The organism is Neopararhizobium haloflavum, from assembly GCF_002750855.1.
Classification (GTDB): domain Bacteria; phylum Pseudomonadota; class Alphaproteobacteria; order Rhizobiales; family Rhizobiaceae; genus Georhizobium; species Georhizobium haloflavum.
The window spans coordinates 560,826-585,052 of the sequence record NZ_NWUC01000001.1; the positions used below are offsets into that span (position 1 = coordinate 560,826).

Annotated in this window: 33 protein-coding genes and 1 tRNA gene; 21 read left to right on the forward strand and 13 right to left on the reverse strand. The window is 63.1% G+C overall.

Annotated elements, in window-relative coordinates; all coding sequences use genetic code 11:
• Window positions 1-28: 28 nt before the first annotated feature.
• The 4 genes from CN673_RS02800 to CN673_RS02815 all read left to right on the forward strand — a co-directional run bounded on the left by CN673_RS02800 (window position 29) and on the right by CN673_RS02815 (window position 3,441).
• Window positions 29-994, forward strand: coding sequence for a DMT family transporter (locus CN673_RS02800; protein WP_099864686.1), 966 nt, complete (start codon window positions 29-31; stop codon window positions 992-994).
• The gene (gene ilvN, locus CN673_RS02805) at window positions 991-1,560 is read left to right on the forward strand and encodes an acetolactate synthase small subunit (protein ID WP_099864687.1); all 570 of its coding nucleotides are present in this window, start codon (window positions 991-993) and stop codon (window positions 1,558-1,560) included. The genes CN673_RS02800 and ilvN overlap by 4 nt, the downstream gene beginning before the upstream one ends.
• A gap of 121 nt (window positions 1,561-1,681) precedes the next feature.
• Entirely contained in the window at window positions 1,682-2,275 is a 594-nt protein-coding gene (locus CN673_RS02810; RefSeq protein WP_099864688.1) for a LysE family translocator, read from the forward strand.
• A gap of 38 nt (window positions 2,276-2,313) precedes the next feature.
• The gene (locus CN673_RS02815) at window positions 2,314-3,441 is read left to right on the forward strand and encodes an ATP-dependent DNA helicase (RefSeq protein WP_099864689.1); all 1,128 of its coding nucleotides are present in this window, start codon (window positions 2,314-2,316) and stop codon (window positions 3,439-3,441) included.
• Here the strand turns inward: CN673_RS02815 and CN673_RS02820 are convergent, their stop codons facing one another.
• Entirely contained in the window at window positions 3,442-4,623 is a 1,182-nt protein-coding gene (locus CN673_RS02820; RefSeq protein ID WP_099864690.1) for an alkane 1-monooxygenase, read from the reverse strand.
• A 126-nt stretch (window positions 4,624-4,749) separates the two neighbouring features.
• Between CN673_RS02820 and CN673_RS02825 the strand changes: the two genes are divergently transcribed.
• The 3 genes from CN673_RS02825 (at window position 4,750) to ilvC (ending at window position 7,339) form a co-directional block, all read left to right on the forward strand.
• The gene (locus CN673_RS02825) at window positions 4,750-5,496 is read left to right on the forward strand and encodes a pyridoxine 5'-phosphate synthase (protein WP_099864691.1); all 747 of its coding nucleotides are present in this window, start codon (window positions 4,750-4,752) and stop codon (window positions 5,494-5,496) included.
• Window positions 5,497-5,615: 119 nt separating this feature from the next.
• Window positions 5,616-6,290, forward strand: a complete 675-nt coding sequence (locus tag CN673_RS02830; protein WP_099864692.1) for a TetR/AcrR family transcriptional regulator — start codon at window positions 5,616-5,618, stop codon at window positions 6,288-6,290.
• A 29-nt stretch (window positions 6,291-6,319) separates the two neighbouring features.
• A complete protein-coding gene (ilvC, locus tag CN673_RS02835; RefSeq protein WP_099864693.1) occupies window positions 6,320-7,339 on the forward strand; it encodes a ketol-acid reductoisomerase in 1,020 nt (339 codons plus the stop codon).
• A 215-nt stretch (window positions 7,340-7,554) separates the two neighbouring features.
• Here ilvC and CN673_RS02840 read toward each other — a convergent pair whose 3' ends face one another.
• The gene (locus CN673_RS02840) at window positions 7,555-8,007 is read right to left on the reverse strand and encodes a BA14K family protein (protein ID WP_099865034.1); all 453 of its coding nucleotides are present in this window, start codon (window positions 8,005-8,007) and stop codon (window positions 7,555-7,557) included.
• A 280-nt stretch (window positions 8,008-8,287) separates the two neighbouring features.
• On the opposite strand from CN673_RS02840, the gene CN673_RS02845 reads away from it, so the two are divergent.
• The 3 genes from CN673_RS02845 (at window position 8,288) to CN673_RS02855 (ending at window position 11,361) form a co-directional block, all read left to right on the forward strand.
• On the forward strand, window positions 8,288-9,244 hold the full coding sequence (locus tag CN673_RS02845; RefSeq protein ID WP_099865035.1) for a PhzF family phenazine biosynthesis protein: 957 nt from the start codon (window positions 8,288-8,290) through the stop codon (window positions 9,242-9,244).
• Window positions 9,245-9,337: 93 nt separating this feature from the next.
• Window positions 9,338-9,413: transfer RNA gene (locus tag CN673_RS02850), tRNA-Lys, on the forward strand.
• A 292-nt stretch (window positions 9,414-9,705) separates the two neighbouring features.
• Entirely contained in the window at window positions 9,706-11,361 is a 1,656-nt protein-coding gene (locus CN673_RS02855) for a pilus assembly protein TadG-related protein (protein WP_099864694.1), read from the forward strand.
• A 34-nt stretch (window positions 11,362-11,395) separates the two neighbouring features.
• On the opposite strand, the gene CN673_RS02860 is transcribed toward CN673_RS02855, so the two are convergent.
• The 9 genes from CN673_RS02860 to CN673_RS02905 form a co-directional block, all read right to left on the reverse strand.
• Window positions 11,396-12,412 (reverse strand): tyrosine-type recombinase/integrase, encoded by a 1,017-nt coding sequence (locus CN673_RS02860; protein WP_099864695.1) that lies wholly within the window; start codon window positions 12,410-12,412, stop codon window positions 11,396-11,398.
• On the reverse strand, window positions 12,384-12,587 hold the full coding sequence (locus CN673_RS02865; protein ID WP_099864696.1) for a hypothetical protein: 204 nt from the start codon (window positions 12,585-12,587) through the stop codon (window positions 12,384-12,386). The genes CN673_RS02860 and CN673_RS02865 overlap by 29 nt, the downstream gene beginning before the upstream one ends.
• The gene (locus CN673_RS02870) at window positions 12,587-12,793 is read right to left on the reverse strand and encodes a hypothetical protein (protein WP_099864697.1); all 207 of its coding nucleotides are present in this window, start codon (window positions 12,791-12,793) and stop codon (window positions 12,587-12,589) included. The genes CN673_RS02865 and CN673_RS02870 overlap by 1 nt, the downstream gene beginning before the upstream one ends.
• Complete coding sequence (locus tag CN673_RS02875) at window positions 12,790-13,074, reverse strand: hypothetical protein (RefSeq protein ID WP_099864698.1); 285 nt, start codon at window positions 13,072-13,074, stop codon at window positions 12,790-12,792. The genes CN673_RS02870 and CN673_RS02875 overlap by 4 nt, the downstream gene beginning before the upstream one ends.
• 79 nt (window positions 13,075-13,153) lie before the next feature.
• Complete coding sequence (locus CN673_RS02880) at window positions 13,154-13,444, reverse strand: hypothetical protein (RefSeq protein WP_099864699.1); 291 nt, start codon at window positions 13,442-13,444, stop codon at window positions 13,154-13,156.
• 278 nt (window positions 13,445-13,722) lie between these two features.
• A complete protein-coding gene (locus tag CN673_RS02890) occupies window positions 13,723-14,415 on the reverse strand; it encodes a hypothetical protein (RefSeq protein WP_157928768.1) in 693 nt (230 codons plus the stop codon).
• Window positions 14,412-14,669: a hypothetical protein gene (locus CN673_RS02895; RefSeq protein WP_099864702.1), complete on the reverse strand. Its 258-nt coding sequence runs from the start codon at window positions 14,667-14,669 to the stop codon at window positions 14,412-14,414. Before CN673_RS02895 ends, CN673_RS02890 begins: the two co-directional genes overlap by 4 nt.
• Window positions 14,666-14,920 carry a hypothetical protein gene (locus tag CN673_RS02900; RefSeq protein ID WP_099864703.1) on the reverse strand — a complete coding sequence of 85 codons (255 nt, stop codon included), beginning with the start codon at window positions 14,918-14,920 and terminating at the stop codon, window positions 14,666-14,668. Before CN673_RS02900 ends, CN673_RS02895 begins: the two co-directional genes overlap by 4 nt.
• A 154-nt stretch (window positions 14,921-15,074) precedes the next feature.
• Window positions 15,075-15,860, reverse strand: a complete 786-nt coding sequence (locus tag CN673_RS02905) for an XRE family transcriptional regulator (RefSeq protein ID WP_245409746.1) — start codon at window positions 15,858-15,860, stop codon at window positions 15,075-15,077.
• Window positions 15,861-16,295: 435 nt separating this feature from the next.
• On the opposite strand from CN673_RS02905, the gene CN673_RS02915 reads away from it, so the two are divergent.
• The 7 genes from CN673_RS02915 to CN673_RS02945 are packed head-to-tail and all read left to right on the forward strand — an operon-like array spanning window position 16,296 to window position 20,294.
• Entirely contained in the window at window positions 16,296-16,799 is a 504-nt protein-coding gene (locus CN673_RS02915; RefSeq protein ID WP_245409747.1) for a hypothetical protein, read from the forward strand.
• Window positions 16,799-17,077, forward strand: a complete 279-nt coding sequence (locus tag CN673_RS02920) for a hypothetical protein (protein ID WP_099864705.1) — start codon at window positions 16,799-16,801, stop codon at window positions 17,075-17,077. The genes CN673_RS02915 and CN673_RS02920 overlap by 1 nt, the downstream gene beginning before the upstream one ends.
• A complete protein-coding gene (locus CN673_RS02925) occupies window positions 17,074-17,595 on the forward strand; it encodes a hypothetical protein (protein ID WP_099864706.1) in 522 nt (173 codons plus the stop codon). The genes CN673_RS02920 and CN673_RS02925 overlap by 4 nt, the downstream gene beginning before the upstream one ends.
• A 3-nt stretch (window positions 17,596-17,598) precedes the next feature.
• Window positions 17,599-18,411 (forward strand): DUF6551 family protein, encoded by an 813-nt coding sequence (locus CN673_RS02930; RefSeq protein ID WP_099864707.1) that lies wholly within the window; start codon window positions 17,599-17,601, stop codon window positions 18,409-18,411.
• Entirely contained in the window at window positions 18,411-18,677 is a 267-nt protein-coding gene (locus tag CN673_RS02935) for a DUF2312 domain-containing protein (RefSeq protein WP_099864708.1), read from the forward strand. The genes CN673_RS02930 and CN673_RS02935 overlap by 1 nt, the downstream gene beginning before the upstream one ends.
• Complete coding sequence (locus CN673_RS02940; RefSeq protein WP_099864709.1) at window positions 18,677-20,011, forward strand: MT-A70 family methyltransferase; 1,335 nt, start codon at window positions 18,677-18,679, stop codon at window positions 20,009-20,011. Before CN673_RS02935 ends, CN673_RS02940 begins: the two co-directional genes overlap by 1 nt.
• Complete coding sequence (locus CN673_RS02945; RefSeq protein WP_099864710.1) at window positions 20,004-20,294, forward strand: hypothetical protein; 291 nt, start codon at window positions 20,004-20,006, stop codon at window positions 20,292-20,294. The genes CN673_RS02940 and CN673_RS02945 overlap by 8 nt, the downstream gene beginning before the upstream one ends.
• A 56-nt stretch (window positions 20,295-20,350) precedes the next feature.
• On the opposite strand, the gene CN673_RS02950 is transcribed toward CN673_RS02945, so the two are convergent.
• Window positions 20,351-20,656, reverse strand: coding sequence for a DUF982 domain-containing protein (locus CN673_RS02950; protein ID WP_099864711.1), 306 nt, complete (start codon window positions 20,654-20,656; stop codon window positions 20,351-20,353).
• 21 nt (window positions 20,657-20,677) lie between these two features.
• Entirely contained in the window at window positions 20,678-21,133 is a 456-nt protein-coding gene (locus CN673_RS02955; RefSeq protein ID WP_245409748.1) for a DUF982 domain-containing protein, read from the reverse strand.
• 23 nt (window positions 21,134-21,156) lie between these two features.
• On the opposite strand from CN673_RS02955, the gene CN673_RS20795 reads away from it, so the two are divergent.
• The 4 genes from CN673_RS20795 (at window position 21,157) to CN673_RS02970 (ending at window position 23,932) form a co-directional block, all read left to right on the forward strand.
• Window positions 21,157-22,452 (forward strand): hypothetical protein, encoded by a 1,296-nt coding sequence (locus CN673_RS20795; protein ID WP_157928769.1) that lies wholly within the window; start codon window positions 21,157-21,159, stop codon window positions 22,450-22,452.
• A 13-nt stretch (window positions 22,453-22,465) separates the two neighbouring features.
• Window positions 22,466-23,134 (forward strand): transcription termination/antitermination protein NusG, encoded by a 669-nt coding sequence (gene nusG, locus CN673_RS02960; protein WP_157928770.1) that lies wholly within the window; start codon window positions 22,466-22,468, stop codon window positions 23,132-23,134.
• A 251-nt stretch (window positions 23,135-23,385) separates the two neighbouring features.
• The gene (locus CN673_RS02965) at window positions 23,386-23,604 is read left to right on the forward strand and encodes a hypothetical protein (RefSeq protein WP_099864713.1); all 219 of its coding nucleotides are present in this window, start codon (window positions 23,386-23,388) and stop codon (window positions 23,602-23,604) included.
• A gap of 100 nt (window positions 23,605-23,704) precedes the next feature.
• Window positions 23,705-23,932 (forward strand): hypothetical protein, encoded by a 228-nt coding sequence (locus tag CN673_RS02970; RefSeq protein ID WP_157928771.1) that lies wholly within the window; start codon window positions 23,705-23,707, stop codon window positions 23,930-23,932.
• Window positions 23,933-24,227 lie beyond the last annotated feature (295 nt).

A 24,227-nucleotide genomic window follows, 5' to 3' on the forward strand; every position in this document is an offset into this window, starting at 1 on the left:
TTGCGGCATCGGTAGCGGAGGCGTCGACATGAGTGCCCGAACGGCATCGCCCGGCACCATCGACTATGGCCTCCTGCTGTTGCTCGCATCGCTGTGGGGCGGATCGTTCATACTGATCAAGATCGCCCTTTCAGAGATGCCGCCGGCGACGATCACCGCCGCGCGCCTTGTGCTCGGTGCGGTCTTTCTCGGCCTCATCGCGCGTGTCACGGGGGGCGGGCGCCTGTCGCGCGACGGGTCGACGATCGCCTTGATCCTGCTTGTCGGTCTCGTCGGCAATGCCGCGCCGTTCGGTCTTATCGCCTGGGGCGAGGAGTTGGTCGACGCCGGCCTCGCTTCTATCCTCATGGGTATCATGCCGATCGCAACGCTGGTCATGGCGCACGTCTTCGCGAATGAGACGCTGACATTTCGCAAGCTGATCGGCGTTTCCATCGGTTTCCTCGGTCTGGTGGTGCTCGTCGGCCCTGCCTTGCTGCGCGATCTCGGGCAGGACGGCATTCGCCAACTGGCCATACTGGCGGCTGCCATATGCTACGGCATCAGTGCCATCCTGACGCGCCGGCTCATCGGCCAGCCCCGGCTGGCGCTCGGCGCCGCGATCCTCGGTGCCGGCGCGCTCGGCATCGTGCCGATCGCACTCGCTTTCGAGCAGCCATGGCTGCTTGCGCCCGGCGGCCAGACGCTGCTTGCCGTCCTGCTGCTCGGCATCTTCCCCACCGCCGTCGCGGCATTGCTCGTCTTTCAGGTGATCGATCGGCAAGGCGCCGGCTTTTTCGGACAGGTCAATCTGCTGGTGCCGATCATGGGCGTCTTCTGGGCGATCGTCATCCTCGGCGAAATGCCCCAGCCCCGGGCCTGGCTCGCACTTTTCCTCATACTCGTCGGCATAGCGGTGGCGCGGGGCGCATCGCGCGCGCCTGCCACGGTCCGGCTTGGCCTTCCGGCCGCATCCGCAACATCACCCACAAACGAAGAGACTTCGAGACCATGAACGCACAGCATCAACCCACCGGCTCGGCCTATTTCATCGAGAAGGAGACGGAGACCCGCGAAACCCACACGCTCTCCGTCCTGGTCGACAACGAGCCCGGCGTGCTGGCGCGCGTCATCGGGCTGTTCTCCGGCCGCGGCTACAACATCGAAAGCCTGACCGTCTCGGAAACCGAGCATGAGGAGCATCTCTCGCGCATCACCATCGTGACGCGGGGCACGCCGCACGTGCTCGAGCAGATCAAGTCCCAGCTCGAGCGCATCGTTCCGGTCCACAATGTCCGCGACCTGACGGTGCGTGCACGTGAACTCGGGCACGACAAGCCTCTGGAGCGCGAACTGTGCCTCCTAAAGGTTCGCGGCAAGGGCGAGCATCGCATGGAAGCGCTGCGCCTGGCCGATGCCTTCCGTGCACAGGTGATCGACGCCAATATCGAACATTTCATCTTCGAGATCACCGGACGCGTCTCCAAGATCGAACAGTTCATTGCCACCATGAAGCCGCTCGGCCTGATCGAAGTCTGCCGCACCGGCGTGGCGGCCATGAATCGCGGCATCGACAGCTGATCGCCCGATCAGCCTTACTGATGTTCGATTGAACAAATGCGATTGGACGGGAGGGGTCATTTTAGGTCAAGGATGCTGACCTAGAGTCCTTCATCCTGAAGATCCGTCACCCCGAGTTGGCATGACCGCTGAATCCGCACTGGCATTGACCGTTCTGGCGCTGGTTTCGTCGATGACGCCCGGCCCGAACAATTTCATGCTGATGGCGTCAGGGGTCAATTTCGGTTTCCGGCGGACGGTGCCGCATATGTGCGGCATCACGGCAGGATTCGTGTCGCTGCTTCTGGCCGTCGGTTTCGGGCTCAGCGCGATCCTGCTCGCCTATCCGGCGCTGCATCTCGCGCTCAAGGTCGCGGGCGGCGCCTATCTGCTCTATCTCGCGTGGAAGATCGGAACGAGCCGGTCCATGGGCGATGCCACGAGCGAGGCGCGTCCCATGACATTCTGGCAGGCGGCGGCTTTCCAGTGGGTCAATCCGAAGGCCTGGGTGGTCGCGGTCACGGCCATGTCGCTCTATGCCACGCCCAGTGCCGTTTTTGTGTCCGTCATCATCGTCGCGGCCGCATTTGCACTGGTCAGCCTGCCGAGCGTCCTTGTATGGACCGGGTTCGGCATGGTTCTGCGCCGCTTCCTCGCCGACCCCGTGAGGTTGAAATGGTTCAACATCACGATGGGCGTCCTTCTGGCGGCGACGCTCTGGCCGATGCTGCGTTGAGCGTGGCGCGGCGTGCGCGAATCTGAAACAAGAGCCGCATGGATTTTTCACCCCAGCAGGATGAGGCGCTGAAAGCGGTTGCGCGCTGGCTGAAGGAGGGCCGCTCGCCGCTTTTCCGGCTGTTCGGCTATGCCGGGACCGGCAAGACGACACTGGCGCGCCATTTCGCGGAAAACGTCGACGGCGACGTCCAGTTCGCGGCATTCACCGGCAAGGCAGCGCAGGTCCTGCGCTCGCGCGGGGCATCGAACGCGAAAACCATCCATTCGCTGATCTACCGCCCGCGCGGCGAGGAGGCGGTGGAGGACGAGGAGACCGGCAAGACCTCGATTTCCCCGATGTTCTCGCTTAACCGGCAGAGCCCGGTCGCGAAAGCTGCGCTGATCGTCGTCGACGAATGCTCGATGGTCGACGAGGCGCTTGGCCGCGACCTCATGAGCTTCGGGACGCCCATTCTCGTTCTGGGAGACCCCGGCCAGCTTCCGCCGATTTCCGGCGGTGGTTTCTTCACCGATGCCGAACCTGACTGCTTGCTGACGGAAATCCATCGCCAGGCGCGCGACAATCCGATCATCGAACTGGCGATGCATGTGCGCGAGGGCCGTGAACTCATGCATGGTGATTGGGGCAGCGCGCAGATCATCGCGAAGTCGGACGTCACCAGCGATCTCGTTCTGTCGGCCGATCAGGTGCTGCTCGGCGTCAACCGGACGCGCCGGCGTTACAACCAGCGGCTTCGGGAGTTGAAGGGCTTTACCGCCGCACACCCGCAATCGGGAGACAAGCTCGTTTGCCTCAGGAACGATCAGGCGAAGGGGCTTCTCAACGGATCGCTCTGGACTGTCATGACATCCTCCAAGGAAACGACGAAGCCCGGCATCAACCTCCTGGTCAAGCCGGAAGACGACGACATGGACCGCGGCTCCGCCAAGATACGTCTGCTCAAGGCTGCCTTCGAAAATCCGGAAGCGGAAATCCCCTGGTCCACCAAGAAGCGGTTCGATGATTTTGACTACGGCTACGCGCTGACCGTGCACAAGGCGCAAGGCTCGCAGTGGAACAACGTCGTGTTGTTCGATGAAAGCTACGCCTTCCGCGATACGCGCGAGCGCTGGCTCTACACCGCGATCACGCGGGCGGCGGAACGTCTGACGATCGTGCGGTGATCAGGCGGAAACGCGCGTCGCCTGCTGCCGCCGCGCATACCAGCTGCGCCATTTGGGATCGACATTGAGTTTGCCAAGGTCCCCATCGGCCCACGCCAAGGCCTTCGGGTCCATCAAGCGGAACCAGATCGGCGGGATCGCCGCGAGGACGAAACAACCGGCATAACCGACCGGCAGGCGGGGCAGGTCCTCGAAATCGCGCAGCGCCTGATAGGGCCGCATGGGATTGGCGTGGTGATCGGAATGGCGCTGCAGGTGGAACAGCATCAGGTTCGAAATTATGTGGTTGGTGTTCCAGGAGTGGCGCGGGGTACATGGCTCCGGGCGTCCGTCAGCGCGTTTGCTGCGCAACAGTCCATAGTGCTCCACATAGTTCGCCATGGTCAGATGGCTCCAGGCGAATGGATGGTGGATCAACAAGAAAGGCAGCATGATCCAGCCGAAAAGCCAGATCAGCACGAGCGCGATGAGGGCCGTGATCGCGTAGCCCTGGAGAAGGTCGTTATGCGCGCTCCAGAAGCCGATTCCCTTTTTCGCCAGCCTGGTGCACTCGAGCGCCCAGCCGCGTGATGCGGTGCCGGGCAGTTCGCGCGCGGCGAACCGGTAGAGGCTTTCGCCGAGGCGCGCCGAGGCTGGATCCTCGAACGTTGCGACATGAACGTGATGTCCACGATTGTGCTCGATGCAGAAATGGCCGTAGCCCGAAAGCGCGTTGATGAGCTTGGCCGCAAAACGATCGGCCCGGCTGTTCTTGTGGCCGAGTTCATGTCCCACCGTCAGCGCTGTTCCGGATGATATCCCAGCGCCAAGCGTCAGGAAGACGAACGCCCAGACCGGTAGCTGCATCGTGCCGATCGCGACGGCCGAGAGCAGGAAGCTGGCGTAGTAGACCGGGATCGAAAGGTAGAGCAGAACACGGTAGAAATTGTCCGATGACAGCCGGTCGACGATCGCTTCGGGAGGGTTGTGTGGATCTTCGCCGACGAGCGTGTCGGCGAGCGGCAGCGCGATGTAGTAGAAACCAACCGCGAAGACCGACCAGACGAGGTTGCCGGTCGCCATCAGCATCGCCGCTCCGAAGCCGGGAACGATCGGGGCGATCACCGAGATCAGCCAGAGCCAGCGCTTTGTATCGCGGTACTCGATGCGGCCGTCCCGCTCAGTCTCAGAAACGAAGATCACGGTACTCCTCCCGCGATGTGAGACCGCTAAATTACGTCTTTCGCCTCTGCGCTCCAAGCGACTTGTTGGCAGGGTCGGCGAGGCTGGTATATGGGAAAAGCCCCGCGCATCGATCCGGAGTTCCCCATGACGACGAAGCTGTCCGTCAATCTCAACGCCGTCGCCATGCTCCGCAACCGGCGCGACCTGCCCTGGCCCAGCGTCACCCATCTCGGGCGCATTGCGCTGGAAGCGGGTGCGCACGGGCTGACGGTCCATCCGCGCCCCGACCAGCGCCATATCCGCTTCAGCGATCTTCCCGAAATCCGGGCTCTTATCGACGATTCGTTCCCCGGGGCGGAATTCAACATCGAGGGCTACCCGACGGATGATTTTCTCGACCTCGTCGAGCGGATCGAGCCCGAGCAGGTCACGCTGGTGCCCGACGACCCGTCTCAGGCCACGTCGGACCATGGATGGGATTTCCGCAAGGTTCACAATCAATTGTCGCCGATCGTTGAGCGGTTGAATCGGCGTGGAATGCGCGTTTCGCTGTTTGCCGACCCGGACGGCGACGCGGACTCAGTCGCGCTTGCAAAATCGACGGGGGCAGCGCGCATCGAACTCTATACCGGGCCCTATGGCGGCTACCACGACGATTCCGCAGAAGCGTCGAACGCCTTGGAAATGCTGGGAAAGACTGCGGACGCGGCAAGGGAGGTTGGTCTTGAGGTCAATGCCGGGCATGACCTGACAGTCGCCAACCTGCCGCCACTCGTTCACCGCATCCCGTACCTTGCGGAAGTCTCGATCGGCCATGGACTGACGGCGGATGCCCTTGAATTCGGCATGGCTGAAACCGTCCGGCGTTTTCTCAAGGCATGCGGAAACTAGCCGCCCGGCTCGGATAACGGTTCCACGGATCGGATCGATTGATTGCATTCGCCCGACCCCGGGTTGACTCGCATGGGCTGTGGGCGCTACAGCCGAACCGTAACGTACGGTACGGTTTGATGATCGCTGACGAGACGACAGACAGGGCAGGCGAATGGACGGAGCGCCAGAAGGCGGTGCTCGACGTCGTGCTGGCGCTTCTGGTCGAGATCGGCGACGCGGTGACGATGACCGCCGTTGCAAGGCGGGCCAGCTGCTCCAAGGAAACGCTCTACAAATGGTTCGGCGACCGCGATGGCCTGTTGAGCGCGACCGTTCAGTGGCAGGCGTCGAAGGTTCACGTCGCCGCTTTCGACCGCAACACGCTCGACGCAGGTTCGCTGGAAGCGCGGCTTGCGGAGTACGCGGCCAACTGGCTTCGCGTGATTTCCGGCGAGCGCTCCATCGCGCTGAACCGGGTCGCCATCAGCCATGCCGGCGCGGCGCGCAGCACGCTCGGGGACATCGTTCTGCGTCACGGCCGATTCGCGCTTGGAAAGCGGATGATGCCGGTGCTGGAGGCCGGTGCGGAGAAAGGCCTGATCGCCTTTGACGACAGGGAGGAGGCGTTTCGCACCTTTTTCGGCCTGATCGCACGCGACGTCCAGATCCGGCTTTTGCTCGGCGACACCCTCGCCATGGACGAGGCGGCGATCATCGCCGACGCGGCGCGGGCGACACGACAATTCCTGGCGCTCTATGCGCCTGAAGCAAGACCAGTGCAGACGCGGCCGCGCCTGCGCACACTCACCTGAAACCTCAAAGAAACGGGAAGGAACCGATAATGCGCGTCTATTACGATCGTGATGCCGATCTCAACCTCATCAAGTCCAGGAAGGTCGCCATCATCGGCTATGGCTCCCAGGGCCGCGCCCATGCGCTGAACCTCAAGGAGTCGGGCGCCAAGGACATCGTGATCGCCCTGCGCGAAGGCTCGGCGACGGCCAAGAAGGCCGAGGCCGATGGCTTTGCGGTCAAGTCGGTCGCCGATGCCGCCGGCTGGGCCGATCTGATGATGATGGCGACGCCGGACGAGCTCCAGGCCGACATCTACAAGGACCACATCGCCGCCAACATCCGCGACGGTGCGGCGATCGCCTTCGCGCACGGCCTCAACGTGCATTTCGGCCTGATCGAGCCGAAGGACACGGTCGACGTCCTGATGATCGCGCCGAAGGGCCCGGGCCATACCGTGCGCGGCGAATACCAGAAGGGCGGCGGCGTGCCTTGCCTCGTCGCGGTTCACCAGAACCCGTCGGGCAACGCGCTCGATCTGGCCCTGTCCTATGCCTGCGGCGTCGGCGGCGGCCGGTCCGGCATCATCGAGACCAACTTCAAGGAAGAATGCGAGACCGACCTTTTCGGCGAGCAGGTCGTTCTTTGCGGCGGTCTGGTGGAACTCATCCGCGCCGGTTTCGAGACGCTGGTGGAAGCCGGCTACGCGCCGGAAATGGCCTATTTCGAGTGCCTGCACGAGGTCAAGCTGATCGTCGACCTGATCTATGAGGGCGGCATCGCCAACATGAACTACTCGATCTCCAACACGGCCGAATGGGGCGAATACGTCTCCGGTCCGCGCATCATCACCGAGGAGACCAAGGCGGAGATGAAGCGCGTGCTGAAGGACATCCAGACCGGCCGGTTCACCTCCGAATGGATGCAGGAGTACCGCTCGGGTATGGCGCGCTTCAAGGGCATCCGCCGCAACAACGACGCGCACCAGATCGAGGAAGTCGGCGAGAAGCTGCGCGGCATGATGCCGTGGATCAAGTCCAACGCTCTGGTCGACAAGTCGAAGAACTGACGGGCGGTTCGGCCGTGGGGCTATCCACGGCCGTTCTTGCCTTGCGCGCCTGCGGCGACGCGGGGTGATCAAGTCCAACGCTCTGGTCGACAAGTCGAAGAACTGACGGGCTGTCCGGCCGTGGGGCTATCCACGTCCGTTCTGGCCTTGCGCGCCTGCCGTCTTGCGGCACGGGAAAAGCAAAAAGCCGGGCCCTTGGGGTCCGGCTTTTCTCGTCAGCTATAGGGCGAATAGCAGGCCCTTCGTCCGCCGTGATAGGGCTGGAAGGTGTTGTCAGAGGCACGGTAGGAGCGATAGCGCGCATAGCACCAGTCGATATGCGCGCGGCCAAGGCCGTAGGCCGGGCGCACGGGCCTGACGACCGGCGGCGCGATGTAGCGCGGGGCCGGGCGGTAATATGGCACGCCGCCGCCGATGATCACGCCGACGGAGGGGCCGCGATAGCGCCGGTGGTGGCCGTAGCGCGGGCCATAATGGCGCCGGTGGCCGTAGTGGCGCCGCGGGCCGTGATAGCGGCGCGCGCCGTAGTGCCGGCCGCCGCGGCGGTAGTCGACGGTCTGGTAGAGCTGGCTGGCGCTTGGCGTCTGGGCCTTTGCGCCGATCGTCGCCGGCAGCATGAGCGTCGCGGCAACGGCGAACGCGCTCATAAGGGAAAGCAAGGCTCTCATGCCTTTTGTCTCCTGAATGTGCATATGCGCGGGCACCGGCGTTTCTTCATGGCCGTTGCGCACCCGCGCTTGCGAGAGTCCCTTCGTTCGTCGGGCGGTTTTGATCAACGTCTTTTTGCCTGCGCCGGTTCCCAGCCTAGCATGTTTTTCCGCGCGCCGGGAGGCGAGCGGCGCGCGCTTTCTCGTCGGGCCATGGGGCCGGCTGGCCTTTTGGCGCGAAACGGTGAAGGATGGCGGGCCTCAACGGGGCAGGGACAGCAAAAGGAGGCAAGGGGGCGACATGACGGCAAAGGCGCGCGCAAGGGCTTACGGCATCTATGACGTCTTCACCGGCACGGCGCTTGCCGGCAATCCGCTCGCCGTCGTCTTCGATGCCGAGGGCCTAGACGGGGAGGCGATGCAGGCTCTGGCGCGCGAGTTCAACCTGTCGGAAACGGTCTTCGTCGGCCCGCCGCAAAAGCCCGGCCACGCCGCCGCGTTCCGCATCTTCACGCCGATGTCGGAGCTGCCCTTCGCCGGCCATCCGACGGTTGGCGGCGCGGTGGCGCTCGCCCATTTCCGCAACGGCCACGAGGCCGGCGCGCGCGACATCGACACGGTGCTGATGATCGAGGAGAAGGTCGGCAATGTGCGCTGCGCGGTGCGATTCGGCCGGGCAGGGGCGGGCGACGAGCGCCGGCGCGGTTTCGCCGAGTTCGACCTGCCGCGCCTTTCCGCCCCCGTCGCCTGCACCGTCAAGCGCGACCAGGTGGCCGAGGCGCTCGGTGTCTCGCCGCGCCAGATCGGCTTTGAGAATCACGTCATCTCGGTGTTCAGCGCCGGCGTGCCCTATGTGCTGGTGCCGATGCACGATAGGGCGGCGGTGGAAAAATGCCGCTGCGACGGCGCGCTGTGGGAAGCGCTCGCCCCCTTGCATGAGGGCCACCTTGCCTCCGCCTTCGTCTATTGCCGCGGCGGGCTCGACCACACGGCCGATTTCCATGCCCGCATGTTCGCCCCGTCCTCCGGCATCCTCGAAGACCCCGCCACCGGCTCGGCCGTCGCCGCGCTCTCCGGCGCGATCCTCAAATTCGATGCGCTGCTCGACGGGCATCACTCCATGGTGGTCGAGCAGGGGGTGGAGATGGGCCGGCCCTCGAAGATCCAGCTCTATCTGGAGGTCGCGGGCGGGGCGGCGGTGCGCGCGCGCATCGGCGGCGAGGCGGTGCAGGTCGCGGAAGGCACGCTGACGATCTGACGCGGAACGGCATCAGGTACTTTTCGGGTGAAGGGGGTGGACAGCCACGGCGAACGAGGCTATACGCGCCCCCTGACCGGAAACGGCCACCGTGGGTGATTAGCTCAGTTGGTAGAGCAGCTGACTCTTAATCAGCGGGTCGTAGGTTCGATCCCTACATCACCCACCATTTCAATCACTTAGCACCGTCCTGGTCGCGATTTTTTACAAATCGCAATTTTTTTTACACTTTTATACGCGTTCTGTTCGTGTGCGGGGCTGGTGATCGCACTTGCTGCTGATCATCCGGCATTGCGGCGCGAAAAACGAGAACGTCATCGGCCACACACAATGTCGACAGATCCACGGTGGCTATTCACGCATTGTCAACCGCGTTGCATCATGCGTTAGCGAGTTAACAGCTTCTTTAGTATCTGAATCTGCATATTCCTCGCAGGGATTTCACTTGCTGGGGGTTTTGGATGTTTGGTTCGTTGCTGAGATGCCGGCGTGGCAACTTCGCGGTCCTCACCGCGTTCGCCCTGCCTGTCATGGTCGGGGCCGTTGGTGTTGCCGTCGACCTTGTTCACCTGCGCCAGGTGAAGACGGATTTGCAGAACATTACGGATGCGGCCGTTCTCGCCGCCACCCGAAAGGCTCTAAGCGATGAAGAGCGCAACAGCATGTTCGAGGACATGCTGAATGCCTCACTGCAGTCACACGGCTCGGTCCATCTGCTGTCCAGCAGTCTGACGATCGATGAACGTCTCAACTCGCTCGAGGTCACCGGGGAAGCCATAGCACGCATCGACACCCTGGTTCTCGGCCAAGCCGAAGAGCAGATCCTTCACATCATCGCCGCTGCTGCACAGTCGACGCGGAAGGTCGAGCTCACCATGGTGCTGGATAACACCGGTTCGATGGGGCAGGGCGGCATCGATACGCTGAAAGGAGCAGCGCTCGGACTGCTCAACACCATTGAGGCCAGCGGTGAAGGCAAAGACATCAAGGCGGCTCTGGTGCCCTTCGTGACCGCTGTGAATGTGAAGGGCGATGGCTTTGATCCGGAGTGGATCGATACCGAAGGCGGGGCGCTCTACAATGGCTGGACCTTTCTTGATCCCGCCGAACGCCAGCGCCGTTCGAAGGGACTGCCGACCAAATGGGAAGAGGACTACGCTGTCGCATGCAAAAATCAGGGAGAAAGTGATGAGGCAGAGGAGAGGCGATCTGCTTGTGATCTCATCGCTCAAGCTCAGATCGACTATCCGCACCAGTTGGAACTGTTCAGCGCATCCGGCACTCAGTGGAAGGGGTGCGTCGAGGCGCGGCCTTATCCGCTCAACCTTGATCTGACTGAACCTGATCCAGCCAAGCCGGATACGCTCTTCGTTCCTTATTTTGCGCCGGACGAGCCGGGCGGGTCCTCATTCACCGGCGGCAACGACGCCAAGTGGTTCAACAACACCTGGCTGAACGATGTCGTGACCGGCAGCGAGCAGAAGGTGCAGCGATCGATCGTCAAGTATATCGAGCCGGCCGTCAGATCCGTGGAGGAAGGCAAATCATTGTCCCGTGGGCCCAATCGCTCATGCCCGACGCCGATTGTCCCGCTGACCGCCGATCTCGACGCGGTGCGCGCCGGCGTTAATGCCATGAAGTTCTGGAATGGGTCGGGCACCAACATCGCCGAGGGTCTTGCTTGGGGCTGGCGGGTGATCTCGCCAGAGCCGCCCTATACCCAGGCTGCCGCTCACGACCCGGAAAATGTCGGCAAGTTCGTCGTGCTGATGACGGATGGCCGCAATGTCTCCTACGGTGCCAGCAACACGATCAACAAATCTGACTACAGTTCCTATGGCTTCCTTGCCGACCATCGGATCGCCGGCGTTAGCAGCCAGGGGGATGCCGAGAAGAAGCTGAACGAGTGGACCCTTGAGATGTGCGGGCGCATGAAGAAACAGGGCATCCATATCTTCACCGTGCTCTACAAGGAAACCGACAAGGGGGTGCAGGACATGTTCCGCGCCTGCGCTTCCAACCCCGCAGATTTCCACATGGCATCCGACACGACGGCGCTTCGCAACGCATTTGCCGAGATTGGCAACGATCTGTTGCCATTGAGGCTCGTGCGTTAGGAACAACTACATCTGGAAGCGGGAAGCGATCGGTTCAATCTTGCGCTGTTCCGGCGCGGATCGCTGCAATGATGTCAGAGCCGGCGAGATAGTGCTTGCGGATGATCGACTCGCACTCTTTTTTCGAGTGCCCGGAAATCTCCGCGATCCGCTCGATGTCGACGCCCATGGCGTGGGCGTAGCTGATGGCGGTGCCGCGCAGGTCGTGGAAGGTCACGCCGGTGATGCCGAGCTCCTTCATCGTGGCCCGCCAGGACGCGCGAAAGCCGCAGGACGTCCACTGGTTGCCGTGGCTGTTGACCAGGGCGCGGAGCCGCTTTGCGTTTTTGGCTTCCTCGAGGATCGGCACGATTTCCTCAGCCGGCGTGATCTGGATCCGCGCGCCGGTCTTTGCCTGGATGATCCAGAGCTTGTCGTCGGAATAAGCGACGGTCGGCATCGCAAGGAGATCGCCCTGGCGCTGCATCGTCCATAGCGCCATCTTGACGACGTTTACGATCGGCGTGCGCCGGTTGGAAAGGATCGTGCGCAGCTGGGTCGGCGTCCAGATCTTGTCTTTCCTGGAGCCCTTGTGAAGCCGCTTGACGCGCTCGAGCGGGTTTCTGAGGATATCCTCGCGGTCAAACCCCCAGGAGAGCACACGCGCCAGAACGGACAGATGCAGATCGGCCGAGCGCGGCGTGTCCTTCATCGTGTCGCGCCACTCTACGAACATCTTGCGCGCGCCCCTGGCGTTGACCGCGGCGAGCGGCAGGGATCCGAACTCGGTGTGGATCGCATGGAGTATGCGTTCATAGTCGCGGCGGGTGCTGGCCTTCAGCTTGTGATAATCGCCGCTCTTGACGTACTGGTTGGCGAGCCAGCCGAGTGTCTCGTTCGCCGCCTTTTTCGGCCGCGCCTTGGTCAGCCGGGCAAATTCCTGAATGAAGGCACGGGTGCCTTCCCTCGATTGCATGCGCGGACCGCCGCGCCAGGCATAGCAATAGACGGCCTCGGTGCCGTCCGGGCGCTTCGCCTTGACCCTATGCACGCCCACGAGTTTGACGTCCATGTTTCCAGGCCTCCAGAATATCCTCCGGCGAATTCGTCTCGGCCGGCTTTGCACTGCGCAGCTCAATAAACTCGATTTCCCCCGTCGGGTGAAGTTTGGCCCGCATGCCGGATTCGGATGCGGCGCGCGCCACGTCCATGATCTCGGCCTTGGAGAATGTGCGCCGTCTGGCCATCAGCTTCGGCTCCTCTGCTGGCGATCGCGCACCGCCTCGGCCATCATCAGGATGGCGCTGTCGCTGAGACCGTCGAGCGTCTGCGTCTCGTCGCGCTGGTTGGCGGCGTGCTTGACGATGCGCCAAGCGCCGTCCCTCCAGGTCAGCTCGACCTGTTGGCCGTGCCTGGTCTCGCCGCAGCGATAGCTTAGGGTCGAGGGCGTCATAGTTGAGATCCTTTCCACCGATCGGCGCAGGCCGGGCATGTGTGGGTGTAGCTCTCATGCCGGCGGCTGCCCGCGATCTTTGCTGGCGTGCCGAAAAGGTCGGCCGTGCCATCGCCGCGCCTGGCGGCAGCGGCCGCGTCGACCTTGCGGATCTTCCAGCCGGCCGTCATCGCGTCGGCGACCATGACCGGGAAATCTTCCTCGGCATAGGTCGCGGGATAGCTGGCGGGGCAATGGTTGCAGCTGACCTGCAGACGGCCTTCGTGGCGCTCGATCGTCATGAACGATCTCCGAATGCGTGAAGGAAGGCGAAGGCGATCATGGCGCCCATGCCCATGGCTAGAAGGAGCATCACGGGCATCATGGGCGGGGCTCCGTGATTTCCTCGGCGTTCATGCGCGCATGTGGGAGGTAGTCGGCGATCGCCTCGATCATGGCGTCGCGTCCGTCCGGTTCGATATAGGCGAAACAGGTGCCGACAAGGCCGGTCATGATGCCGGCCATCAGGCACTGCACCTGCTGCACTTGCGTGAGGCCACGGAAAACCGCCGATGACCGAGCGCGGATCGCCATATTGGCGATCTCCAGCCGGAACCGCTCGGCCATTGCGTCGAAATCGTCACCGGGATCGAAGGGGGCGAGGTCAGCCATGGTGTCGCCCTCTCATGGGCTTTTGCCAATGTTCCGTGAGTTCCTGACAAAGCGGCGTCCGCAGATCGCTCGGCTTCAGGCGCGGCAATTTCCTGCCGGCCTGCTGCGCGCGGAATGCGTCGACACATGCCGGGCCGCAGAATGTGAGGATCCGTTCGGGACGCTCTTCGCTATCGCGGATGCTGCCAAACCAGAGCCATTGATCGCCCCATGGTTCATGCGTGGCGCCACATTCTGGGCCGTCGCAGGCGTAGAGCCGCCGCCCGTCACTGGTCCGTCTATCCGTGAGGGCCATGCATCCTCCATGCGTCGAAATCTGCTTTGAGGTCGCGCCAGCGGGTGGCGGCGGCGGGGTCTGTGTTGAGATCCTTACGGGAGGCGATGCCGAGGGCGTTGCGCAGCGCGCCGGCCACGAATTCGGGCGGCGCGTCCTGCTCGAGGCCGTGCTCGGCGACGAGATAGGCGACGAAGGCCGAGTCTGAGCATTTCATCGCGGCTTCGGCGGAATAGTCTGGGTGAGCTTTCTCCTCACGGCCGTGCAGCGCTGCGCACTGGCCCGCGCAGGACACCTCACACTGGCTCGGACGCGGGCTCGCGCTTGCGCCTTCGGCGTGGGCTGCCGTGCGCGAGATCTGTTGTTGCAGATCACGGATCTTGCTGAAGGCTTCAGCGAGCAGCTCGCGCAGGAAGGTGAGATCCTCATGGGCGCTGGCGTGCATGTCGACGAGACCGACATCGGCATGCGCCTCATAGCGCGCCAGGCATCCGTCCTCACGGGTGATCGGGTCGCGGCCGTGGAGTTCGTAGCGATCGCTGGTGAACGCCAGCGTCAGGCCGCCATGGCCGCCGGCGATGCGCCGGTCGATCTGCTGCAGCCTGCGCTCCCGCGCGCCTTTCTCGAGGCGCGGGTGCAGCTGCTCGCACTGGGCAGGCGTCAAGGAATGTACAGCATCATGTTGCTGCACGATCATACCCTCGCGGCTGCCGCGTAGGCGTGGGCGTCCGTGACGAGTTGCTGCAGCAGCAAGCCGGCGACGATGCCGATCGTAAGAACGGCGACAGTGAAGACGAGCACCACGGCGCCGCGCGTCCAAGCGGAGGCATGTTCGCGCGCCAGATGAACGCCTTCCTCGGTCGGCAGGACGAGGGGCTCGGCGTAGTCCCGGGGCGGGCGGTGTGGGACCGTCTCGACGGCCAGATGCATGTTCGGAACGCGCGCTCTCATGCCTGCACCTGGCGGATCGAGGCGCGGCGGGCGCGTGCGACGGCTCCCGGCGCAAGGCGGGCGATGAGGGCATCGGACATGCCGGTTTCACGCGAGAGCGTTTCAACCGTGACCAGCACGCCGGATCCGGCGAGCAGGCGCATGTGGTCGGCAAGCTTTGCCTCGAGCTTGGCGCGAATGTTGCCGGCGCAGGATGTGCGCGGCGTCGTGCCACTCTGCGAGGCGGCGGGGCGATAGCGTCGTTGAATCATGCCGGGCGGCTCCTGTTCGAAGAAGGAGGCCGCGCGGCGGGCTTCAGGTCATGAGAGGATCCGCGCGGCCGTTCCGGTCGGGAACGGGGCGGACGATAAGGCGGAAAACTTTCCGCCGTCAATAGGGTGGCGGAAATATTTCCGTCTCACGGGTCTAAATACCAAACAGTTCATTGGTCTGGAGGATTCGGTGAACAGCCAAGATATTATCGGCTGGCACCTCTATTTCCCCGACTGGGTTCAATTTACCAATGGTGACGGAGGCGCTCGACTTCTTGCGATAGAAGCCAATGGTGGCTTCAAGGGGTTCATCGGCACCGTATTGAATCTGCACGACGACAATGTCTCCGGGCCGAGGGGGGCGATGTGGGTTGACGAAACACAGATCGCCTGGCCCATATTTCGGCTCCATGGAGTCGCCTTCGATATATATCGAATAGACGCTCTTCGCGCCGGCGAGGGCAGGGGGGCGCCGCACCCAATCAATGATGTCATGCGTGTCAAGCTGGAAGGCGCCGCGCCCGTGGGAGGCCGCCGCCGTACCGAGCACTGGCACGTCCTTTGGCATGTCATCCCGATACGGGAAAGGAACGTCGGCGACGGTCAATTCGGGCTGCGACGATCGATCCGCTGTCGCCGATTCGGCGCCCCCGTGCAGCAGCCATTGCTCCGTCGTTTCAAGAGCAGATGCCAACTTCGTCAGGGTGCTTCCTTGGGGAAGTTGATTTGGGTTGGCCAATAGCTTCCGAAGGACATCCTTGGACAGGCCCGCTTTCAGAGAGGCCGCTTGTGCTGACAACTCCAGAGTTTCCAGCCGTTGGCGTACGCGGTCGTGCAATGATTCGCTCATGCGCGGAATTTTATCCGCACTGTCGATTTGCGAAAGGCGGAACATTTTCCCTTGACCCGAAGGAAAACGTTCCTCATTTTCCGTCGTCATGACGCTTCGAGAACAACTCATCTCAGTTTCCGATGCTTATGGCGCTGCGCTTGGTATCGGCCGCGCTCGGGTATCGACGATCGTGCTCAATCGAGGGGCAACTCTTGTCGGTATCGCGGAGGGCCGTTCTGATTTGACGACCGGTAGTTACGAGAAGGCCATGCGGTGGTTCTCGGACAATTGGCCGGCAGATGCGATCTGGCCGGCTGAAGTGCAACGCCCGACAGCTGCAGCTCCAGCTCTGGAGGCGGCGCCGTGATGTGGCCTTTCCGACATTTCCGAATTTTGCGGCCACCTTGCGGCCCTCCATCCTTGCGCGGGCCGTGATGGCTTCCGTGTGAGATGACCTGACCATTTTCGAACCGATCCCACCACGGGATTTGACGTCGGCTAATCCCGGCGCGGGATTTCTGTTGGCTGAACGAGGCTGATGCCATGTCCGAACTGATGCGCGCACCGTTTTCCGATGCCTGGTTTCACCGGCTGAAGGCGGCGCAGAAAGACCTGATCAAACGCTGCGGCGGCATCGACCGCGCGGCTGAGCTGACCTCCGTTTCGCGCAGCCAGGTGGGCCGCTGGAACAATCCGGGTGACCCTGACCTGATCACCCTGCCGGCGATGCTGATGCTCGAGGCAGAATGCGAGGCGCCGCTGGTGACGGCCGTGCTGGCGGGGATCAACGGGCGGCGGATCGCGGATCCGGATGAGGCGAGCCTTTCCGGTGCTTCCGCCTGCGTGCTCTCGGCGCATGCCGCGACGATCACCAAGGCGAGCGAGCTGATGAGCGTCGGCGCGCAGGCGCTGGCCGACGGCAAGGTTTCGCCGGCGGAAGCAGCGGAAATGGACCGCGCCTGCTCGCTGCTCGATCGATCGGTCGCCGACCTGCGCATGGTGCTGTCGAATGCCAAGGTGCTGCACGTCGTCAACGGGGACGCGTGATGGGCGGGACGTTCAAGGGCAGGGGGCTCGTCCTGGTGGCAACGTCGCCGGTGCAGCGCGATCGCCCGCGCCCGAACCTTTACCTCGGCCCGCGCATCGCGCTCGGACCTTGCGCCGATGCCGTTGCGCGGGCGCAGGTCGAGCATCACGCGCAGGATATGGCTGCGCGGGGGCGGTGCGAAAGATCGATTCCCGCTCTGCACAGTGACAAGTCACTGAGCGGCGTTCTTGCCGCAGAGGTCGCGCGCGCCTTCAGCCTGACGGGGGCGGGGCGATGAGTACGACGCAGGATCAAATACCGCCGCGCTATACGCCGATTGCCTCGGCGCGGCACTTCACCTTTGCGCGGCCGATCGAGGCGGCGATCAACCGCGCGGCCGAGACCCATGGCGTGACGCCGACGTGCCTTGTTGCGGCGATCGTCCAGACGGCGCTTTCCGACGATCTGCTGCCGGCGATCTTCGACGGTCGACCGGCCGACGCTCTCGCCGCCCCGATTTGCCGCGATGCGGCCGGGCTGACGCGGCTTCAGGCGGGATTCGTCTATATCGCCTCGTTGCATGCTGGCCGCGAGGGCCTCGTCGAGATGTCGGGAGAAGCGCTCGCGGCGCTGCTCGGGCTTTCCAAGCCGAGCTCGGCTTTCTCGCTGCGCAACAAGCTCATTTCGCTCGGTCTCATCGAACTGGCGCGCCCGGCCAAAGGCAGCCGCATCCGCCGGTTCGGCCTGACGCCGGACGGCTGGCGCGTGGCGCGTGAGCTCGCCGGCGCGGATTTCTCATTCAGTGGAGACGCATGAGCCATGAAAGCCGAAACGATCAGCATGCATCCCGGCGACAAGCCGGCGCTTGAATGGGTTCCCGTCGACAGGATCCATGTCGACCACAACTATCAGCGCGAGCTGAGACCGGCCCGGGTCAAGCAGATCCTTCGCGAGTTTCACTGGTCGCGCTTCACGCCGGTGCAGCTTTCCGAACGCGGCGACGGCACGTTCAACGTCTTTGACGGTCAGCATCGGGTCGAGGCGGCGCGGCTTCATCCGCTCATCGATGCCGTGCCGGCGTCGATCGTGACGCTGGATGGCATCCGCGAAGAAGCGGGCGCCTTTCTCGGCGTCAACGTCAACCGCTCGGCCGTCTCGACAATCGAGAAATATCATGCGGGGCTTGAGGCCGGCGACCCGGAGATGATGCGGATCTGCAGCGTGCTGGAAGAGGCAGGCTGCGAGGTCGTGCCGGCGCAGGGGATCGGCCTGAAGGCCAACCGCACGCAAGCGGTCACCGCTGTCGGCCGGACGATCAAATACTATGGCGAGGGCGCGACGGCTTCATCCTGCGAATTGCTGCGCACGGCCTGGCCGGACGATGTTCACGCGCAGAAGGGTGTTCTGATCCAGGCGCTGGCGCGGCTCCTGCGCGGCAATGCAAGCGCCTCAAAGGCGCGGCTGCAACAGGTACTTTCGGCAACGACACGACAGGCGCTCTCCTCGGATGCCGAGACGATCCGCAAGATCTCCGGCGGCGACGCGGCGCATGCGATCGCGCGGACGATCTGCGACCTCTACAACAAGGGTCTCTCGAAAAATCAGATCCTCATTGGCGCGAGGGCGCGCTGATGGATGCGGGGCACAATTCCGGCGGCGTCGCCAGCGACCACCTGCGCGCTTTCGTCGAGCGGATCGAGCGGCTCGAAGAAGAAAAGAAAGCGATCGCCGACGACATCAAGGAGGTCTATTCCGAAGCCAAGGGCACTGGCTTCGACACCAAGGCGCTGCGCAAGGTGATCGCGCTGCGCAAGCTCGACCCGGACGAGCGGGCCGAACAGGATGCCATTCTCGACACTTATCTGATCGCGCTTGGCATGATGCCGGAGCAGGGCTGATGAAGTATCAGCTGCTGCCACCGCTTTCTGCTGACGATCGGGCCGCCCTGGAGGCGTCGATTGTCCAGCATGGCGTGCTCGTCCCGGTCGAATATGACGAGAACGGCGAGATCCTCGACGGGCATCATCGCGTCGAGATCTGCGAGAGCCTCGGCCTCGTCGACTGGCCGCGCTTTGTGCGCAAGGGGCTGGCCGAGGACGAAAAGCGAACGCTAGCCCGTGAGTTGAACGTCTCGCGGCGTCATCTCAATGCCGAACAGAAGCGGGCGCTGATCGCCGATCAACTGCGCGACACGCCGTCGATCTCGTCGCGGGCGATCGCCGCGATGCTGGGCGCGCATCATTCGACGGTCGAGAAGGTCCGCAAGGACCTCGAAGCGACTGGCGAAATTAGCCAGTTGGACGCGACGGAAGGGCTGGATGGCCGCGAGCGGCCGCGCAAGGCGATCCGCACGGCCTTTATGCCGGAGCCGGACAATGCGCGCGAGCTGATGGCGACGGTTAAGGCGATCCGCACGCGCCAGCGCGAGCATGGCCGCAAGGTTCGAACCGATCTGATTAACGAGATTGCCGCTCGGGGCGAGGCTTCGGCCGGCACGATGCCGCGCGCGGCCTATCCGATCCTCTATGCCGATCCGCCCTGGGAACAGGAGGCCTGGTCGGACGAGACCGGGCAGGATCGCGGGCTGATGTATCCGCCGATGCCCCTTGATGCCATCAAGGGACTCCTTTCTTCCCCGCCCTTAAGCGGCAAGCCGCTGGCGGGGGCCCCGTATCCAAACGACCGCTCGCCGGCAACGCGCGATGCGCTGCTCTTTCTCTGGGTGACGTCCAACCGGCTCGACGACGGGATCGACGTCCTGCGCGCCTGGGGGTTCGACTACGTCACCTGCCTCATCTGGGACAAGGAGACGATCGGCATGGGGCGCTGGGTGCGCGACCGCCACGAGATCCTGCTCCTCGGTAAGCGCGGCAATTTCCCGGCGCCGCTTCCGGGCACACAGGCGGCGAGCGTCCATGCTGAGCGCAAGGGCCGACATTCGGCCAAGCCCGTGCATTTCGCGGCGATGATCGAGCGGCTTTACCCGGAGATGCGCAAGCTGGAGCTCTTCCAGCGCACCGAGAGCCTTGCCGAGGACGATCCGCGGCGATCCGGGCAGTGGGATTTCTGGGGCTTCGAATCTGATTCCGCTACGTCGAGTTCCTCTGGCGGCGTTGCGGATATGCCGGCGGCGGTGGCACCTCCCTGCGCCGCCGCCGGCAGCGATCGACCATCCGGATCTAAGGTCAAATTCGCCGAGCAATCCCACAACGAAAGGGCGGCGCATGGCTGATCTTCTGCCAATCATCGAACAATTGTCGGATGCCGAGAATGACGCGGTGCGGGCCGACTGGCTGATGCGCTGTCCGCTTTCCATCCTGATCACTTATGACTTCACCATCCGCAACAGGTTGCAGGTGGCCGGCTTTCACGCAGGCGTCGCCTATCTCGACAGCGTCCTCACTGTGATGCGCGGCGTGCGCAACGCAGATGGTGATTTCTGCGGCGATCTCTATGACATCGCGCATGCCGAGCTGGCGCGGGCGGTTGACGATGCATGTCCAGGACAATCGTAATGCGCGCCATCAGGGGCAATGAATTGGGCGGCGCTATAAGCGCCGCCTTGATCCGCTCAATGTACCGGCGCGCCCGACCGTCTGGTGACTGTCGTGCTGGCAATCACCGTGTCCATGACTGGCGCGAGAAGGCCGGCCTTACGGGCAAAAATCTCGACAAAGCTGCGTGCCGTGTCGGGCTCGATCTCGCCGGCAAGTGCGGCACGGACCGCTTTCAGGGCTACCTTATGGGCATGATCGCTGGCTTGGAGGCCGCGCCATTCCATCAGAAAGATATAGGCGTCTTCGACGCTGCAGATCGGTTTGACGAAACCGATACCGACGAGGGTGTTGATCGGCTCAGCGAAGGTTCCTTTGGGCATATCTACGATCCTCCGTGTGTCTCAAGCCGAAACCTGACCGCTGCCGTGGCTCGCGCGTACTATCCACGGCATCGCCGTTTCCGATTCCTCCAGAATTTCGGCGCGACGGGCAAAACGTTCGAACGCTCGCTGGGCGGCGCTGACTGGTCTGCTCCCATCCAGGGCATCATAGCACGCCCCAAGGACGGTTTCGTAGACGAGATCCTGCTGCTCCGCAGGCCACTCCTCCAGATAGTCGACCGCATCCCGGACGCTGCAAATTTCACGCGTCAGTCGCGATCCTTGCCTAACGAAAATGGGCTGATCGAACAATCGATCCATCATCGCTTCCTCCAACACAAACACGATTGTGCTCATCAGTTTTTGACTGCGTGGCGCTCCCTTCCGGAAGCTGCCGGTGGAAAATATTGGTGGACGATTTTCGCCGTTCAAGATGCCGGCACGCGCATTCGTTCCCTTCTGTGTGGGCTGTGTCATTGCGCTCGATCAAGGAGTGCATCATGAGCGCCTTCCTGCTCGGCCATGGCTTTCGCGCCGACATGGGCACCTGTATCCGCAAGCTGGTGCTCTTGAAGTTGATCGACGCCTGTGAGGATGACGGCAGCCGCATTTTTCCGGCTATGGCGACCGTGGCGCGGGCAGCGCAGTGTTCTACGCGGCAGGTGCAGCGGGAGATCAAGGCGTTTCTCGACATCGGTCTGCTGCGCCTGGTGCGCGCCGGAGGCAGCGGTCCACGCTCGACGAATGAATATGCGCTCGATCTCGACGTGCTCGGATGGATCGCGCGGGATGGGTGGAATGCTGTCGATGCGGCGCAAAAATCGGGGCAGGCTCCCGTCGAAAATAAGGGTGACACGGTGTCACCCTTGGAAAATAAGGGTGACACCGGCGACACGCTAAGGGTGACACCGGCGACAGATAAGGGTGACAATGGGAGTCACCCAACCCCTCCAGACTCCTCCCTTGATCCCTCCAAAGAGAGAGAGGCGCGCGCAAGCGCGGACAATTCCAGCCGGGACGGGCATGACGCGGAAGCGGCCGAGCCAGCAGCTGAGCGTCCGGGCATGGCGGATTTCGAGAAGCGGGTCATGCGATTTTGCAACGGACGGGGGTTTTCCGCCGGGCCTTGGCCGAACTGGGATACCTCGTCGCCCGGCCATGTCGCTCGCCAGTTCGCCAAGCTCACCGTGGACGGGCGGGCAGAGGCGGAGCGCTGGCGGGACGCCTATCTCAGCGACATCAAACGGCGCCAGAAGAAGCCGGTGCCGGTGGCGAATTTTCTGCGTGATCGGCTTTGGACGGGCCTCGACGATGGCATCCTGAGGCGCGCCGAACAGGTGGCGCAGGTTCCGAGAGCGCCCACCCTGCCACCGGACTATGCGCCGCCCTTCGGGCCGGTGTGGAGCGCCTTCGTCCACGCCAAGCTGATCGACGGGCCCCAGCATCCCGACCATGCGCCGCCGGTCGGACAGATCTGGATGCGCCTGCACCTCGACCGCGCCTGGCCGCAGATCGCGGCGATCTGGACGGCGGCGTCTCTCAGGCGCGGCATTCGCGTCGCCGAACGCTGGCACGGGCTGAAGGATGCGATGGAATTCGTCCCGGTCGGCACTGCGACATTCGACGCATGGCGGCTCGCCTTTGCCGACAATGGGTGGCCGAGCCTTCCGGATTTCGGGGAGATGGGCGGCGTGTTCTTCCCGAAGGGCGGCCCGGATGGCCTCGGCGCCTTCATTGCGGCGGTACAGGCAATGGATGAGCAGGGCGGGCACAAAACAGGCGAAGCGGCGGAATAGGCGGATTACGAGGATGATGATTGTGACGATCGACAAGCGGTTGAACGATCCTGAGGCGGCCGAACGTGTCTTCGCGCGGGAGCGGCGCGATCGCGATCTGGCGCGGGCATTGCTTGAGGGGGTTCAGCGCGAGAGCCACGCGGGCGATCTACGCTGGTACGTGCTGGTCGTGCGGCGGAACGCTGAGGAGCGGATAGCGGAAGCTGTGGAGAAGCTGGGGCTGACGACATGGGTGCCGATGACGAAGCAGTTGCTGAAGTCACGGCGCCACGGTGGTGCACGCGTCGTGGAACGACCTGTTTTCGAAGGATTTGTTTTCGTCAGTCTCGTCGGCAACAACTACGCCTGGCTTGCTATGATGGCGATCGACGGCGTGCGTGCCATTCTGGGCGGCGCGGATGGGCCGATGCCGATTTCCCACGAAAACATGAACGTTCTCATGAAGATGGAAAGCGCTGGTGTGTTCGAACTAGCGAAGGGCGCGCGGGCTCAGGCGCGTGCGCTGATCGCCGCCGACTTCCCGATTGGCAGCTCGGTCTCCATCAAGGATGGGCCTTTCGCCTTTTTCGATGCGGTGGTCGATGGCTATGTTCACAAACGCCGCGTGCGGGCAATGACGCATCTGTTCGGGCGTGAAGTGTCGCTGGAGCTCGATATTGACCAGATCAAGCGACTCGCTTAGCTCTTTCGCTCAGGATGATCCGTCGATCCTGAGCGAGCCTTTGAGGGCGTGGCATGACCATTCCCGAGTGAGACACCAAGTCTCCAGGTGGGTACGCCGGGCGGACCCGGTCTCTCCAGATGCGAGAGGCGCGAAGGGTGGCTTGTCTCTGGATTTTCAACTGCCAAACATCTCTGCAACATGTCATACGTTATTGGCGCATCTGCGCACCTTCGATAGTGTCCGACTCATAGGGACATGGAAGGTGAAATATGACACATGCAGCCGTTTCGCCGGCATGGCTCGATACACTCGCCCGCTTGGACCGTGAACCCCTCACGCTAAAGAGCGGCGCCCTCGACCCTGTCCTGGCAACCGATCTGAAGATCGAAGGATTGATCCGGATCGATACACAATCTGGTCTCGTGCGTCTGTCGGAGCTTGGTCGCTCTGTGCTGGAAGGCCGGATCAGCTCAGAGGCAGCGGCTTAGGCCGCCACGCCGAACGTTAATGAAGTTTGATTTGAGCCATCGGTCGCGCGTCATATTCGCGGGTTAGGATATGCTGCAATTTGTGGATTGGAGTATTCCGTTGGATCGTGACACCGTTTCGCATGACACCTTGGTCTTTCTTGCCAGCCTGGATCGTCATCCCATCAAGCTGAACAGGATGCTTTCCGATCCGATGCTGATCGCCGATTTGAAGGCGGAAGGCTTGGTGCGTATCGATGGGAAGCACAATTGGGTGGTGCTCTCCGATCGTGGTCGCGCCATCCTCGAGGAGCAGAACGCGTCAGGGTCAAAGAGTTCCTCGCTTTAAGCGCAAAGCCTGTCGCACGATGCGGATGAGGTTGTGGTGCTCGAAAGAGGCAGGCCGATTGTCTGTCCGATCGGCCTCAATCTCTCTTTCGAGAAACCGCATCGTCACATTGAGGCCATCGACCGAGAAATCCGGATCACACGCCATGTGGCGCGCGACGCGTAGCATCGTCTGGTTCATCCTCACTCCCAATAACGTCATGTTATCGTGGCGTCAGTTTAGCCTGGATAGGGAAACGCGGAAGCGTTCTTTGGTCCGGTCTGGCGCGCCTGGATGACCAGCGCTTTATGGGTTC

Coding starts and splice junctions, on each gene's coding strand:
- CN673_RS02800 (WP_099864686.1), top strand. CDS start 29: ATGAGTGCCCGAACGGCATCGCCCGGCACCATCGACTATGGCCTCCTG.
- ilvN (WP_099864687.1), top strand. CDS start 991: ATGAACGCACAGCATCAACCCACCGGCTCGGCCTATTTCATCGAGAAG.
- CN673_RS02810 (WP_099864688.1), top strand. CDS start 1,682: ATGACCGCTGAATCCGCACTGGCATTGACCGTTCTGGCGCTGGTTTCG.
- CN673_RS02815 (WP_099864689.1), top strand. CDS start 2,314: ATGGATTTTTCACCCCAGCAGGATGAGGCGCTGAAAGCGGTTGCGCGC.
- CN673_RS02825 (WP_099864691.1), top strand. CDS start 4,750: ATGACGACGAAGCTGTCCGTCAATCTCAACGCCGTCGCCATGCTCCGC.
- CN673_RS02830 (WP_099864692.1), top strand. CDS start 5,616: ATGATCGCTGACGAGACGACAGACAGGGCAGGCGAATGGACGGAGCGC.
- ilvC (WP_099864693.1), top strand. CDS start 6,320: ATGCGCGTCTATTACGATCGTGATGCCGATCTCAACCTCATCAAGTCC.
- CN673_RS02840 (WP_099865034.1), bottom strand. CDS start 8,007: ATGAGAGCCTTGCTTTCCCTTATGAGCGCGTTCGCCGTTGCCGCGACG.
- CN673_RS02845 (WP_099865035.1), top strand. CDS start 8,288: ATGACGGCAAAGGCGCGCGCAAGGGCTTACGGCATCTATGACGTCTTC.
- CN673_RS02855 (WP_099864694.1), top strand. CDS start 9,706: ATGTTTGGTTCGTTGCTGAGATGCCGGCGTGGCAACTTCGCGGTCCTC.
- CN673_RS02860 (WP_099864695.1), bottom strand. CDS start 12,412: ATGGACGTCAAACTCGTGGGCGTGCATAGGGTCAAGGCGAAGCGCCCG.
- CN673_RS02865 (WP_099864696.1), bottom strand. CDS start 12,587: ATGGCCAGACGGCGCACATTCTCCAAGGCCGAGATCATGGACGTGGCG.
- CN673_RS02870 (WP_099864697.1), bottom strand. CDS start 12,793: ATGACGCCCTCGACCCTAAGCTATCGCTGCGGCGAGACCAGGCACGGC.
- CN673_RS02875 (WP_099864698.1), bottom strand. CDS start 13,074: ATGACGATCGAGCGCCACGAAGGCCGTCTGCAGGTCAGCTGCAACCAT.
- CN673_RS02880 (WP_099864699.1), bottom strand. CDS start 13,444: ATGGCTGACCTCGCCCCCTTCGATCCCGGTGACGATTTCGACGCAATG.
- CN673_RS02890 (WP_157928768.1), bottom strand. CDS start 14,415: ATGATCGTGCAGCAACATGATGCTGTACATTCCTTGACGCCTGCCCAG.
- CN673_RS02895 (WP_099864702.1), bottom strand. CDS start 14,669: ATGAGAGCGCGCGTTCCGAACATGCATCTGGCCGTCGAGACGGTCCCA.
- CN673_RS02900 (WP_099864703.1), bottom strand. CDS start 14,920: ATGATTCAACGACGCTATCGCCCCGCCGCCTCGCAGAGTGGCACGACG.
- CN673_RS02905 (WP_245409746.1), bottom strand. CDS start 15,860: ATGACGACGGAAAATGAGGAACGTTTTCCTTCGGGTCAAGGGAAAATG.
- CN673_RS02915 (WP_245409747.1), top strand. CDS start 16,296: ATGTCCGAACTGATGCGCGCACCGTTTTCCGATGCCTGGTTTCACCGG.
- CN673_RS02920 (WP_099864705.1), top strand. CDS start 16,799: ATGGGCGGGACGTTCAAGGGCAGGGGGCTCGTCCTGGTGGCAACGTCG.
- CN673_RS02925 (WP_099864706.1), top strand. CDS start 17,074: ATGAGTACGACGCAGGATCAAATACCGCCGCGCTATACGCCGATTGCC.
- CN673_RS02930 (WP_099864707.1), top strand. CDS start 17,599: ATGAAAGCCGAAACGATCAGCATGCATCCCGGCGACAAGCCGGCGCTT.
- CN673_RS02935 (WP_099864708.1), top strand. CDS start 18,411: ATGGATGCGGGGCACAATTCCGGCGGCGTCGCCAGCGACCACCTGCGC.
- CN673_RS02940 (WP_099864709.1), top strand. CDS start 18,677: ATGAAGTATCAGCTGCTGCCACCGCTTTCTGCTGACGATCGGGCCGCC.
- CN673_RS02945 (WP_099864710.1), top strand. CDS start 20,004: ATGGCTGATCTTCTGCCAATCATCGAACAATTGTCGGATGCCGAGAAT.
- CN673_RS02950 (WP_099864711.1), bottom strand. CDS start 20,656: ATGCCCAAAGGAACCTTCGCTGAGCCGATCAACACCCTCGTCGGTATC.
- CN673_RS02955 (WP_245409748.1), bottom strand. CDS start 21,133: ATGACACAGCCCACACAGAAGGGAACGAATGCGCGTGCCGGCATCTTG.
- CN673_RS20795 (WP_157928769.1), top strand. CDS start 21,157: ATGAGCGCCTTCCTGCTCGGCCATGGCTTTCGCGCCGACATGGGCACC.
- nusG (WP_157928770.1), top strand. CDS start 22,466: ATGATGATTGTGACGATCGACAAGCGGTTGAACGATCCTGAGGCGGCC.
- CN673_RS02965 (WP_099864713.1), top strand. CDS start 23,386: ATGACACATGCAGCCGTTTCGCCGGCATGGCTCGATACACTCGCCCGC.